Here is a 12449-nt window from a genome sequence, read left to right on the forward strand (position 1 = left end):
ATCAGAGATGTGTATAAGAGACAGCCCCCGCCCCCCGGGCCCCCCGCGAAGGCCGGAGCCACCACCGGGTCCGCCTCCCGCACCGGCGGATCCTCCAACCGCGTGCGGGCCCGCCTCGCCCGACTGGGTGTACAGCGCTCCAGCCCGTACAACCCGGTCCTGGAACCCCTCCTGCGTACGGTCCGGGGCAACGACCCCAAGATCGAGACGGCCACGCTCCGCCAGATCGAGAAGGCCTACCAGGTCGCCGAGCGCTGGCACCGGGGGCAGAAGCGCAAGAGCGGCGATCCCTACATCACCCACCCGCTGGCCGTCACCACGATCCTCGCCGAGCTGGGCATGGACCCGGCGACGCTGATGGCGGGCCTGCTGCACGACACCGTCGAGGACACCGAGTACGGCCTGGACACCCTGCGGCGCGACTTCGGCGACCAGGTCGCCCTGCTCGTCGACGGCGTCACCAAGCTCGACAAGGTCAAGTTCGGCGAGGCCGCGCAGGCCGAGACCGTACGCAAGATGGTCGTCGCCATGGCCAAGGACCCCCGGGTCCTGGTCATCAAGCTCGCCGACCGCCTGCACAACATGCGCACCATGCGCTACCTCAAGCGGGAGAAGCAGGAGAAGAAGGCCCGCGAGACGCTGGAGATCTACGCCCCGCTGGCGCACCGGCTGGGCATGAACACCATCAAGTGGGAGCTGGAGGACCTCGCCTTCGCGATCCTCTACCCCAAGATGTACGACGAGATCGTCCGGCTCGTCGCCGAGCGCGCCCCCAAGCGCGACGAATACCTCGCCATAGTGACCGACGAGGTCCAGGCCGACCTGCGCGCCGCCCGCATCAAGGCCACCGTCACCGGCCGCCCCAAGCACTACTACAGCGTCTACCAGAAGATGATCGTGCGAGGCCGCGACTTCGCCGAGATCTACGACCTGGTGGGCATCAGGGTCCTCGTCGACACGGTCCGCGACTGCTACGCGGCGCTCGGCACCGTCCACGCACGGTGGAACCCGGTGCCCGGGCGGTTCAAGGACTACATCGCGATGCCCAAGTTCAACATGTACCAGTCACTGCACACCACGGTGATCGGTCCCAGCGGCAAGCCCGTCGAGCTCCAGATCCGCACCTTCGACATGCACCGCCGCGCCGAGTACGGCATCGCCGCCCACTGGAAGTACAAGCAGGAGCCCTCCGCCGGCGCCTCCAAGGTGCGTACCGACGTACCCAAGAGCACCGGGCGCGGGCAGGACACCGTCAACGACATGGCGTGGCTGCGCCAGCTCCTGGACTGGCAGAAGGAGACCGAGGACCCCAGCGAGTTCCTGGAGTCCCTGCGGTTCGACCTCTCGCGCAACGAGGTCTTCGTCTTCACGCCGAAGGGCGACGTGATAGCGCTGCCCGCCGGCGCGACCCCCGTCGACTTCGCGTACGCCGTCCACACCGAGGTCGGCCACCGGACCATAGGGGCACGCGTCAACGGGCGGCTCGTCCCGCTCGAATCGACGCTCGACAACGGCGACCTGGTCGAGGTCTTCACCTCCAAGGCGGCCGGTGCCGGGCCCTCCCGGGACTGGCTCGGCTTCGTCAAGTCACCGCGCGCCCGCAACAAGATCCGCGCATGGTTCTCCAAGGAGCGCCGCGACGAGGCCATCGAGCAGGGCAAGGACTCCATCGCGCGCGCCATGCGCAAGCAGAACCTGCCGATCCAGCGCATCCTGACCGGTGACTCCCTGGTGACCCTCGCCCACGAGATGCGCTACCCGGACATCTCCTCGCTGTACGCGGCGATCGGCGAGGGCCACGTCGCCGCCGCCGGCGTCGTACAGAAGCTGGTGCAGGCACTCGGCGGCCACGACGAGGCCAACGAGGACCTCGCCGAGTCCACCCCGCCCTCGCACGGCGGTCGCGGCAAGCGCCGCGCCAACGCGGATCCCGGCGTCGTCGTCAAGGGCGTCGAGGACGTCTGGGTCAAGCTGGCCCGCTGTTGTACACCCGTCCCCGGCGACCCGATCATCGGCTTCGTCACCCGGGGCAGCGGCGTCTCCGTGCACCGCGCCGACTGCGTCAACGTGGACTCGCTCTCGCAGCAGCCCGAACGGATCCTGGAGGTCGAGTGGGCCCCCACCCAGTCCTCCGTCTTCCTGGTCGCCATCCAGGTCGAGGCGCTGGACCGCTCCCGGCTGCTCTCCGACGTCACCCGGATCCTCTCCGACCAGCACGTCAACATCCTCTCGGCGGCCGTCCAGACCTCCCGCGACCGGGTGGCCACCTCACGCTTCACCTTCGAGATGGGCGACCCCAAACACCTGGGCCACGTCCTGAAGGCCGTACGCGGCGTGGAGGGCGTCTACGACGTCTACCGGGTCACCTCGGCCCGCAGGCCGTAGGAGTAAAAAAGGGGAGGGCCCCGGTACGCGATGCGTACCGGGGCCCTCCCCTTTCCGACGGTGTCAGCCGCCGAACTCCTCCAGGCCCTTGAGCGCCTGGTCCAGCAGCGCCTGACGGCCCTCCAGCTCCTTGGCCAGCTTGTCCGCACGGGCGTTGTTGCCGGCGGCACGCGCGGTGTCGATCTGACCGCGCAGCTTGTCCACGGCGGCCTGGAGCTGACCGGTCAGACCCGCGGCGCGGGCCCGCGCCTCCGGGTTCGTCCGGCGCCACTCCGACTCCTCGGACTGCTGGAGCTCCCGCTCCACCGCCTGCATCCGGCCCTCGACCTTCGGGCGGGCGTCACGCGGTACGTGGCCGATGGCCTCCCAGCGCTCGTTGATGGACCGGAACGCGGCCCGGGCCGCCTTGAGGTCCTTCACCGGCACCAGCTTCTCGGCCTCCGCGGCGAGCTCCTCCTTCAGCTTGAGGTTCTCGCCCTGCTCGGCGTCCCGCTCCGCGAAGACCTCGCTGCGGGCGGCGAAGAAGACGTCCTGGGCGCCGCGGAAGCGGTTCCACAGGTCGTCCTCGGACTCGCGCTGGGCGCGGCCCGCCGCCTTCCACTCGGTCATCAGGTCGCGGTAGCGCGCGGCCGTGGTCACCCAGTCCGTGGAGCCGGACAGCGCCTCGGCCTCGGTGACCAGCTTCTCCTTGGCCTTGCGGGCGTCCTCGCGCTGGGCGTCCAGCGCGGCGAAGTGGGCCTTGCGCCGCTTGGAGAACGCCGAGCGGGCGTGCGAGAAGCGATGCCACAGCTCGTCGTCCGACTTGCGGTCGAGGCGGGGCAGACCCTTCCAGGTGTCCACCAGCGCCCGCAGCCGCTCGCCGGCCGAGCGCCACTGCTCGCTCTGCGCCAGCTCCTCCGCCTCGGCGACCAGCGCCTCCTTGGCGTGCTTGGCCTCGTCGGTCTGCTTGGCCTTGAGGGCCTTGCGCTCCTCGCGCCGCGCCTCGACCGTCGCGACGAGCGCGTCCAGCCGCTTGCGCAGCGCGTCGAGGTCGCCCACCGCATGGTGCTCGTCGACCTGCTGCCGCAGATGGTCGATGGCCGTCGTCGCGTCCTTCGCCGACAGATCGGTGGTCTTCACCCGCCGTTCGAGGAGGCCGATCTCGACCGCCATGCCGTCGTACTTGCGCTCGAAATAGGCCAGAGCCTCCTCGGGGGAACCGGCCTGCCACGATCCGACGACCTGCTCGCCCTCGGCTGTACGCACGTACACGGTGCCCGTCTCATCGACGCGGCCCCACGGGTCGCTGCTCACAGCGCCTCCTCCACCTGATGCCTGCGAGGGGGTTCGCCCCCCGGGCATCGTCCACAGTTTCCTGGGGCGGGCATCGCCCGCCCTGCACAACGCCAATCTAGGCGACCGGCCACCCGGCTGTCCGCACTCAGCACGGCCGAAATTCTTCGCTCCGGCCCGGGGCAGCGCTCCGCTCAGCCCCGGGCCGCCCGGCCGGTCGCCGTCCCGCCGGTTCCGTGCCGCCGGTTCAGCCCTTCTCGACCGAGGCCTTCTCGATCGTCACGGCCTTCTTCGGGGCGCCGTCGCCCGCACCGCCCTCGACACCGGCCTCGCCGACCTTCTGGACGGCCTTCAGCGAGGCGTCGTCCATCGTGCCGAACGGGGTGTAGGTGGGCGGGAGCTTCGTCTCCTTGTAGACCAGGAAGTACTGGCTGCCCCCGGAGTTGGGCTGACCGGTATTGGCCATCGCCACCGTGCCCGGTGGGTAGACGACCGTGCCGTCGGCGCCCGCCTTGCCGAGCGCGTCCAGGTTCTCGTCCGGGATGTTGTAGCCCGGGCCGCCCGTGCCGTCGCCCTTGGGGTCGCCGCACTGGAGCACGAAGATGCCCTGGGTGGTCAGCCGGTGGCACTTGGTGTCGTCGAAGTAGTTCTTGTCGGCGAGCGCCTTGAAGGAGTTCACCGTCTCCGGAGTCTTCGCCGCGTCCATCGAGAACGCGATGTCGCCCTGGCTCGTCTTGAGCGACATCGTGTACGTCGCCTTTTTGTCGATCTTCATCGGCGGCGTGGGAGCTTTGCTCTCGCTCTTCGAGGGCTCCGGAGTGGGGCTCTGGCTCGCCGCGGCCTCGTCTTTCTTGCCCTTGTCGTCGTCCTTGCCCGCCACGACGAACGCGCTCACACCCACGACGGCGACCACGGCCACCGAGGCCGCGACGATCGCGGTGACCCGCCTCGTCCTGCGGCGGGCCTCCTCCCGGCGCTTCTGCTGGCGCTCGAACTTTTCCCGGGCGAGCTGCCGCCGCCGCTGTTCGCTGCTGGACACCGGTTGGGCTCCTTGTTACGTCGTGAGATGAGGGCCTGAGTTGCCCGTACCGTATATGGGTTACCTGTGTCATGAGGAGCGCCGGTAGGCTCTGATCCGCTGCATCCTTCGCCGTTGCCGCATCCTCCGGACGAACATTAAGGACGATCGTGCTCATTGCCGGGTTCCCCGCCGGGGCCTGGGGGACCAATTGCTATCTGGTCGCCCCCGCCGCCGGTGAGGAGTGCGTGATCATCGACCCGGGCCACCAGGCCGCCCAGGGCGTCGAGGAAACGCTGAAGAAGCATCGGCTCAAGCCCGTCGCCGTCGTCCTCACCCACGGCCATATCGACCACGTCGCCTCGGTCGTCCCCGTCTGCGGCGCCCATGACGTCCCCGCCTGGATCCACCCCGAGGACCGCTACATGATGAGCGACCCGGAGAAGGCGCTCGGCCGCTCGATCGGGATGCCGCTCATGGGCGAGCTGACCGTGGGGGAGCCGGACGACGTCAAGGAGCTGACGGACGGCTCGAAGCTGACCCTGGCCGGTCTGGAGTTCGGCGTCTCGCACGCGCCCGGCCATACCAAGGGGTCGGTGACGTTCGGGATGCCCGAGGCCGCGGACGTTCCGCCGGTCTTCTTCTCGGGCGACCTGCTCTTCGCCGGCTCCGTCGGACGCACCGACCTGCCCGGCGGCGACCACGCCGAGCTGCTCGAGTCGCTGGCCCGCGTGTGCCTGCCGCTCGACGACTCGACCGTGGTGCTGTCCGGCCACGGACCCCAGACGACCATCGGCCGCGAGCGCGCCTCCAACCCGTATCTGAACGGTCTGGACGCGGCGCCGCGCCGAGGAATGTAGACGAGAGACGTATTCGTGAGCACCTTTCAGGCCCCCAAGGGCACGTACGACCTGACCCCGCCGGACTCCGCGAAGTTCCTGGCGGTGCGCGAGGCCATCGCGGCCCCGCTGCGCGACTCGGGGTACGGCTACATCGAGACGCCCGGCTTCGAGGACGTAGAACTCTTCGCACGCGGTGTCGGCGAGTCCACCGACATCGTCACCAAGGAGATGTACACCCTCACCACCAAGGGCGGCTCCCAGCTGGCCCTGCGCCCCGAGGGCACCGCATCCGTGCTGCGGGCGGCCCTGGAGGCCAACCTCCACAAGGCGGGCAATCTCCCCGTCAAGCTCTGGTACTCCGGCTCGTACTACCGCTACGAGCGCCCGCAGAAGGGCCGCTACCGCCACTTCTCGCAGGTCGGAGCGGAGGCCATCGGCACCGAGGACCCGGTCCTGGACGCCGAGCTGATCATCCTCGCCGACCAGGCGTACCGCTCGCTGGGCCTGCGCCGGTTCCGGATCCTGCTGAACTCGCTGGGCGACAAGGAGTGCCGCCCGGTCTACCGCGAGGCGCTCCAGACCTTCCTGCGCGACCTCGACCTCGACGACGAGACCCGCCGCCGCATCGAGATCAACCCGCTGCGCGTCCTGGACGACAAGCGGGCCGACGTGCAGAAGCAGCTCACCGACGCCCCGAAGCTCCGCGACTACCTCTGCGACGCCTGCAGGGCGTACCACGAGGAGGTCCGGGCGCTGCTCACGACGGCCGGCGTGGCGTTCGAGGACGACGAGAAGCTGGTCCGCGGCCTCGACTACTACACCCGCACGACCTTCGAGTTCGTCCACGACGGCCTCGGCTCGCAGTCCGCGGTGGGCGGCGGCGGCCGCTACGACGGACTGTCCGAGATGATCGGCGGCCCCGCGCTGCCGTCCGTCGGCTGGGCGCTCGGCGTGGACCGTACGGTCCTCGCGCTGGAGGCCGAGGGCGTCGAGCTCGACCTGCCCGTCACCACCAGCGTGTACGCGGTCCCGCTCGGCGAGGAGGCCCGCCGGGTGCTGTTCGGCGTCGTCACCGAGCTGCGCCGCGCGGGGATCGCCGCCGACTTCGCGTTCGGCGGCCGGGGCCTGAAGGGCGCGATGAAGAGCGCCAACCGCTCGGGCGCGCGCTACACCCTGGTCGCGGGCGAACGCGATCTCGCCGAGGGCGTCGTCCAGCTCAAGGACATGGAGTCCGGCGAGCAGGGCCCGGTGCCGCTGGCCGAGGTCGCGGCGGAGCTGACGAAGCGCCTCGGCTGACCGAGTCGTGAGCGGGGCGCGGGCGGAAGGACGTGAGGTCCTGCCGCCCGCGCCTTTCTCGTCCGCCGTCAACCCGGCGGGCGGGGATTCACCCTGGCCGGTGATCCCGACTTGGGGCCGCCCGCGCGGTCGGCGTCGCCGGACCGGTGTCGGGGACACGTGCATCACCCGTCGTCCCGGCCCCGCCGCCTCCGGAGTCCACCCGGGAGAGTGCTCGCGGGCGCACATCCTTATGTCCATCGAACGGTTGATCCGTGTGGGGGTACGGCACAATGACCCAGGGCGTGTCCGGCGGATCAGGACCGGGTCCGCGACGCCTGGCCCGGCTGACCACTCGGTGATGGAACGGCGATATGACGACTGCAGCGGTAGACCACGATCTCTCCTCCGATCAGGACGAGGGCGGCCGCAAGCGCACCTTCGGGGCCGGACGCGGTCTCGCCCTGCTCCTGGTGATCACCGGCGCGGCCGGACTGCTGGCCGCCTGGGTCATCACCCTCGACAAGTTCAAGCTGCTGGAGGACCCCTCCTTCACCCCCGGGTGCAGCCTCAACCCCGTCGTCGCGTGCGGCAACATCATGAAGAGCGAGCAGGCCTCCGTGTTCGGGTTCCCCAACCCGATGCTGGGCCTCGTCACGTACGGCATGGTCATCGCCATCGGGATGGGGCTGCTCGCCGGGGCGCGCTTCCGTAGCTGGTTCTGGCTCGGGCTGAACGCCGGGACGCTGTTCGGCGTCGGCTTCTGCACCTGGCTCCAGTACCAGTCGCTGTACAACATCAACTCGCTCTGCCTGTGGTGCTGCCTGGCCTGGGTCGCCACCATCGTCATGTTCTGCTACGTGACCACGCACAACGTCAAGCACCGCATCCTCCCGGCCCCGGCCTGGCTGCGCGGCGGGCTCACCGAGTTCCCCTGGGTGCTGCCGGTGATGTGGATCGGGATCATCGGCATGCTGATCCTGACCCGCTGGTGGGACTTCTGGACCAGCTGAGCACCTACGACTCCGGTAGGTGGCCCCGGCGGCGCTGTCAGTGGGGTCGCATAGGCTTCATGACGTGGAGCCCGACCTCTTTACCGCAGCCGCCGAAGACCGCCAGGAGAAGGACCCGTCCAGCAGCCCCCTCGCTGTCCGGATGCGTCCCCGTGTCCTCGACGAGGTCGTCGGCCAGCAGCATCTGCTGAAGCCGGGCTCGCCGCTGCGCCGCCTCGTCGAGGGGAGCGGCGGTCCGGCCGGCGCGTCCTCGGTCATCCTGTGGGGCCCGCCCGGCACGGGCAAGACGACCCTGGCGTACGTGGTCAGCAAGGCGACCAACAAGCGCTTCGTCGAGCTCTCCGCGATCACCGCGGGCGTCAAGGAGGTCCGGGCCGTCATCGAGAGCGCGCGCCGCGCCACCGGCGGCTTCGGCAAGGAGACCGTCCTCTTCCTGGACGAGATCCACCGCTTCTCCAAGGCCCAGCAGGACTCCCTGCTCCCCGCCGTGGAGAACCGCTGGGTGACCCTCATCGCCGCCACCACGGAGAATCCGTACTTCTCGATCATCTCCCCGCTGCTCTCGCGCTCCCTGCTGCTGACCCTGGAGCCGCTGACCGACGACGACCTGCGCTCCCTGCTGCGCCGGGCGCTGACCGAGGAGCGGGGCCTGGGCGGGGCGGTCACCCTGCCCGAGGACGCCGAGGCGCACCTGCTGCGCATCGCGGGCGGCGACGCGCGCCGGGCCCTGACGGCGCTGGAGGCCGCGGCGGGCGCGGCCATCGCCACGGGCGAGGCGGAGATCACCCTGGAGACGGTGGAGGCGACCGTCGACCGTGCCGCCGTGAAGTACGACCGTGACGGCGACCAGCACTACGACGTGGCCAGCGCGCTCATCAAGTCGATCCGCGGCTCCGACGTGGACGCCGCTCTGCACTACCTGGCCCGCATGATCGAGGCGGGGGAGGACCCGCGGTTCATCGCCCGGCGGCTGATGATCTCGGCCAGCGAGGACATCGGCCTGGCCGATCCCACCGCGCTGCCGACGGCCGTGGCCGCCGCCCAGGCGGTGGCCATGATCGGATTCCCGGAGGCGGCGCTCACCCTCAGCCACGCCACCATCGCACTGGCGCTCGCCCCCAAGTCCAACGCGGCGACCCTGGCGATCTCCGCCGCGCGCGAGGACGTGCGCAAGGGGCTCGCGGGACCCGTCCCGGCCCATCTGCGCGACGGCCACTACCAGGGCGCCGCCAAGCTCGGCCATGCCCAGGGGTACGTCTATCCGCACGACGTGCAGGGCGGCATCGCCGCCCAGCAGTACGCCCCGGACGCCGTTCGCGACCGGCGGTACTACACCCCGACCCGCTACGGCGCCGAGGCGCGGTACGCGGACGTCGTCGAGCGCGTTCGTGAGCGCCTGGGCCGTTTCGGCGAGAGCGCGGAGCCGTCCTAGGGCTCCAGCAGCGGATCGTGTCCTGAGGCGCTGAAGGGGCGCCGGCTCCTGGAAGAACTCGGCGACCGGTCCTGAACGGGGCGAGCCCCCTGCTCACCGCACGCGGCAAGCGCGAGGACCGTGCCGAGCACCTGGTGACGGGTGAACCCGGCCGGCCCTCGTGATCACGCGGGCGGAGGGCCGCGTCAGTTGCCGGCCATGGCGAGTCCGGCCTCGCGCGCCTGCTCCTTGGCGGCGGTGTGGTGCTGGTCCGCGAGGTCCCGCAGCTGCTCCATGGCCGGTGTGGTGGCAGCCAGGGTCAGCTCGCGCTTGACCAGGGTGAGGTCGGCCTGCCACACGTCGCGGACGATGCGCTCGAGGTACGAGGTGGAGTGGTCCCATCCTTCGCGCGGCGCGCCGGGGCCGTAGCCGCCGCCGATGGTGGTGATCAGGGTGGTGGGCTTGCCCTTGAGCACCGGGTCGGTGGGGCCGGCTCCGGCGATCACGAGGTCGACCCAGGCCTTGAAGTGCTGGGAGACCCCGAAGTTGTAGAACGGCACCGCGAGGACGACCGCGTCCGCGTCGCGCAGCTCTTCCACGAGCGTGGCCGCGAGAGCCGCGGCGTCGCGCTGGGCCGGGCTCCGGTCCGCCTCGGGGGTGAAGCCGGCCGTGGTCGCCAGGGCCCAGGCATCGGAGGGGAGGGGGTCCGTGGCGATGTGCCGTCGCGTCACGGTGGCGCCGGGGTGCGCGGCAGTCCACTCGGCCTCGGCCAGGGAGGCCAGTTCGGCGCTGGCCGAAGTGGTCGGAAAGATGCTCGCGTCCAGACGGAACAGGTTCATGGTGGAACTCCTCAAGGGCAGTCGTAGAGGGCATCGGCGGGAAGGCCCGGGGCAGCACCTCGCCGCCGCCATAAACGGACTATACCCCGCTTACCGTGGAGGGCGGTAGGTTGGACAGGTGAACGGATCCCTCATCCCCCTGGGGCGGCCCCGCCCCGAACGCGCCGACGCCGTGCGCAACCGCGAGCGGCTCCTCGCGACCGTCCGGGAGATGCTGGCCGACGAGGGCGCCTGCAGCGTCACGATGGACGCCCTCGCCGAACGCGCCGGCCTGGGCAAGGGCACCGTCTTCCGGCGCTTCGGCACCCGTGCCGGCATCTTCCGCGCCCTGCTCGACGCCGACGACCGCGCCTTCCAGGAGCAGGTGCTCTACGGCCCGCCCCCACTGGGTCCGGGAGCCCCGGCGCTCGACCGCATGGTCGCCTACGGGCAGGCCAGGATCGCCTTCCTGCTGGACCATCACAGCGTCGCCCGCGCCGCCCTCGACCGGAACCAACCCGTCCCCGCCGGCGCGGCGTCGATCACGCGTGTGCACCTGCGCGTCCTGCTGGGACAGGCCGAGGCCGATCTCCCCGACCTGGACAGCCTGGCCGTCCAGCTGACCGGCGCCCTCGAAGGCCCGCTGCTGCTGTTCCTGGCCATGCCCGAGACCGACAGGCCCCTCTCCTCGGCCGAAGGCCGCCCACTGGCCGACAGCTGGAGCGTCCTCGTCCACCGCCTGCTGAGCGCCCCGCCCGACCGCGAGAGCGGCTGACCGGAAGCGCCGCCGGATCAGGAGGCGGCCGCTTCGAAGAGTGTGCGCATGGCGCGGCGCAGCTCCGTGACGTCGCGGACCGGCTCCGGGAACTCGAAGCGGGCGTCGAAGCAGGAACCCCGGTCCTCGACGAAGCGGACCCGCAGCCCGAAGCGGTCCAGGGCGACCGGTACGGCCCGGGGCCCACGGGAGGAGCAGGCGCGGGCGGTGCGCTCGCCCAGCAGACCGCACAGGGTGCGCATCTGCTCGTCGTGGGCGGAGTGCAGATGCTGGAGCAGCTCCGGCTCGTGGAGGACCAGCGGGTCCGGGGCGGCGTCCCGGAAGTCCTCCGGCTCGATGTCCTCGGCGCCCCAGAGGTCGTCCACGTACGCCTCGCCGAACTCCAGGCGCAGCATCATCCGGCCGGGCTCGGCCAGGCCGGGCACGGAGGTGAGCCAGCCGGAGACCCACGCGCGGCCGCGGATCCGGTGCGGTACGGAGACCGGAGCGACGTCCGTGATCTCCAGCACGGCGGCCAGCTCGTCGCCCTGCGCGTGCGTCGCGGCCCGAACGGCCGGGGAATCCGCGGGGAATTCGAGGAACAGGTCGCCCTCGGGGCCCATGCTCCTGCTGTCCGGGATCAGGGGTTCGGCGCGGGCCGGATCGAGCCCCGGTACGACGAGCAGCGCGGAGCAGGTACTCTGTACGAGAGTTCGTGTGCGCTCGGCTGCTGACGGCATCCGAGTGTTTTCAAGCCCGCTGGGACGCGGCTGACCACGATCAGATCGGCCTTCCGTCGTAGCAGCACCTTCAGGTGTGTTGCCGCTGTCTGTGCTGTCCGTGACGTGAGTGGTGTTCCCAGGGCTGGACATGCGATCTCCTTGAGTAAGGTAAGCCTAACCTAACCTACAACGGAGGTCTGGAGAACGTGCCTAACCAGTCGCGTCCCAAGGTCAAGAAGTCGCGTGCCCTCGGCATCGCTCTGACGCCCAAGGCTGTCAAGTACTTCGAAGCTCGTCCGTACCCGCCGGGCGAGCACGGCCGTGGCCGCAAGCAGAACTCGGACTACAAGGTCCGTCTGCTGGAGAAGCAGCGCCTGCGTGCGCAGTACGACATCAGCGAGCGCCAGATGGCGCGCGCCTATGACCGTGCCAAGAAGGCCGAAGGCAAGACGGGCGAGGCGCTGGTCGTCGAGCTCGAGCGCCGCCTCGACGCCCTGGTCCTGCGTTCGGGCATCGCCCGCACCATCTACCAGGCCCGTCAGATGGTCGTCCACGGCCACATCGAGGTCAACGGTGGCAAGGTCGACAAGCCGTCGTTCCGCGTCCGTCCCGACGACGTCGTGATGGTCCGCGAGCGCAGCCGCTCCAAGGTCCCCTTCCAGGTGGCCCGCGAGGGTGGTTACGACACCGACGGTGAGACCCCGCGCTACCTGCAGGTGAACCTGAAGGCCCTGGCCTTCCGCCTGGACCGGGACCCGAACCGCAAGGAGATCCCGGTGATCTGCGACGAGCAGCTCGTCGTCGAGTACTACGCCCGCTGATCCAGGCGTAGCCGCTCTCACCAGCGCTCCGGCCCGCCCCTCCCTGTCATCCGGGAGGCGGCGGGCCTTCGCGTTCCCCCGGATCCGCCCGTGGGCGGCGCCCCGCCCGCGCCCGGCC

At 70.6% G+C, this 12449-nt stretch carries 11 protein-coding genes; 7 read left to right on the forward strand and 4 right to left on the reverse strand.

The window, feature by feature from the left end; genetic code table 11:
- Positions 1–102: 102 nt before the first annotated feature.
- Positions 103–2385 carry a RelA/SpoT family protein gene (locus CR470_RS28810; RefSeq protein WP_257138950.1) on the forward strand — a complete coding sequence of 761 codons (2283 nt, stop codon included), beginning with the start codon at positions 103–105 and terminating at the stop codon, positions 2383–2385.
- 63 nt (positions 2386–2448) lie between these two features.
- On the opposite strand, the gene CR470_RS28815 is transcribed toward CR470_RS28810, so the two are convergent.
- Positions 2449–3678 carry a DUF349 domain-containing protein gene (locus tag CR470_RS28815; RefSeq protein WP_097870433.1) on the reverse strand — a complete coding sequence of 410 codons (1230 nt, stop codon included), beginning with the start codon at positions 3676–3678 and terminating at the stop codon, positions 2449–2451.
- 226 nt (positions 3679–3904) lie between these two features.
- Positions 3905–4696, reverse strand: a complete 792-nt coding sequence (locus CR470_RS28820) for a peptidylprolyl isomerase (RefSeq protein WP_097870434.1) — start codon at positions 4694–4696, stop codon at positions 3905–3907.
- Between the two features lie 149 nt (positions 4697–4845).
- Here CR470_RS28820 and CR470_RS28825 point away from each other — a divergent pair, with 149 nt between their 5' ends.
- From CR470_RS28825 to CR470_RS28840, 4 genes are all read left to right on the forward strand, one after another.
- Positions 4846–5535 carry an MBL fold metallo-hydrolase gene (locus CR470_RS28825; RefSeq protein ID WP_069757090.1) on the forward strand — a complete coding sequence of 230 codons (690 nt, stop codon included), beginning with the start codon at positions 4846–4848 and terminating at the stop codon, positions 5533–5535.
- 15 nt (positions 5536–5550) lie between these two features.
- Positions 5551–6813, forward strand: coding sequence for a histidine--tRNA ligase (gene hisS / locus CR470_RS28830; protein ID WP_097870435.1), 1263 nt, complete (start codon positions 5551–5553; stop codon positions 6811–6813).
- A 353-nt stretch (positions 6814–7166) separates the two neighbouring features.
- The gene (locus CR470_RS28835; RefSeq protein WP_097870436.1) at positions 7167–7805 is read left to right on the forward strand and encodes a vitamin K epoxide reductase family protein; all 639 of its coding nucleotides are present in this window, start codon (positions 7167–7169) and stop codon (positions 7803–7805) included.
- A gap of 64 nt (positions 7806–7869) precedes the next feature.
- The gene (locus CR470_RS28840; protein ID WP_097870437.1) at positions 7870–9237 is read left to right on the forward strand and encodes a replication-associated recombination protein A; all 1368 of its coding nucleotides are present in this window, start codon (positions 7870–7872) and stop codon (positions 9235–9237) included.
- Between the two features lie 185 nt (positions 9238–9422).
- On the opposite strand, the gene CR470_RS28845 is transcribed toward CR470_RS28840, so the two are convergent.
- Positions 9423–10055 (reverse strand): FMN-dependent NADH-azoreductase, encoded by a 633-nt coding sequence (locus CR470_RS28845; protein ID WP_097870438.1) that lies wholly within the window; start codon positions 10053–10055, stop codon positions 9423–9425.
- Positions 10056–10173: 118 nt separating this feature from the next.
- Here CR470_RS28845 and CR470_RS28850 point away from each other — a divergent pair, with 118 nt between their 5' ends.
- A complete protein-coding gene (locus CR470_RS28850) occupies positions 10174–10809 on the forward strand; it encodes a TetR/AcrR family transcriptional regulator (protein WP_097870439.1) in 636 nt (211 codons plus the stop codon).
- 17 nt (positions 10810–10826) lie between these two features.
- Here the strand turns inward: CR470_RS28850 and CR470_RS28855 are convergent, their stop codons facing one another.
- Positions 10827–11528: a DUF2470 domain-containing protein gene (locus CR470_RS28855; protein ID WP_097870440.1), complete on the reverse strand. Its 702-nt coding sequence runs from the start codon at positions 11526–11528 to the stop codon at positions 10827–10829.
- Between the two features lie 188 nt (positions 11529–11716).
- Between CR470_RS28855 and rpsD the strand changes: the two genes are divergently transcribed.
- Positions 11717–12331, forward strand: coding sequence for a 30S ribosomal protein S4 (gene rpsD, locus CR470_RS28860; RefSeq protein ID WP_018960518.1), 615 nt, complete (start codon positions 11717–11719; stop codon positions 12329–12331).
- The last annotated feature ends 118 nt before the right edge of the window (positions 12332–12449 follow it).

It is taken from the genome of Streptomyces sp. rh34 (genome assembly GCF_002551245.1).
Lineage (GTDB): Bacteria > Actinomycetota > Actinomycetes > Streptomycetales > Streptomycetaceae > Streptomyces.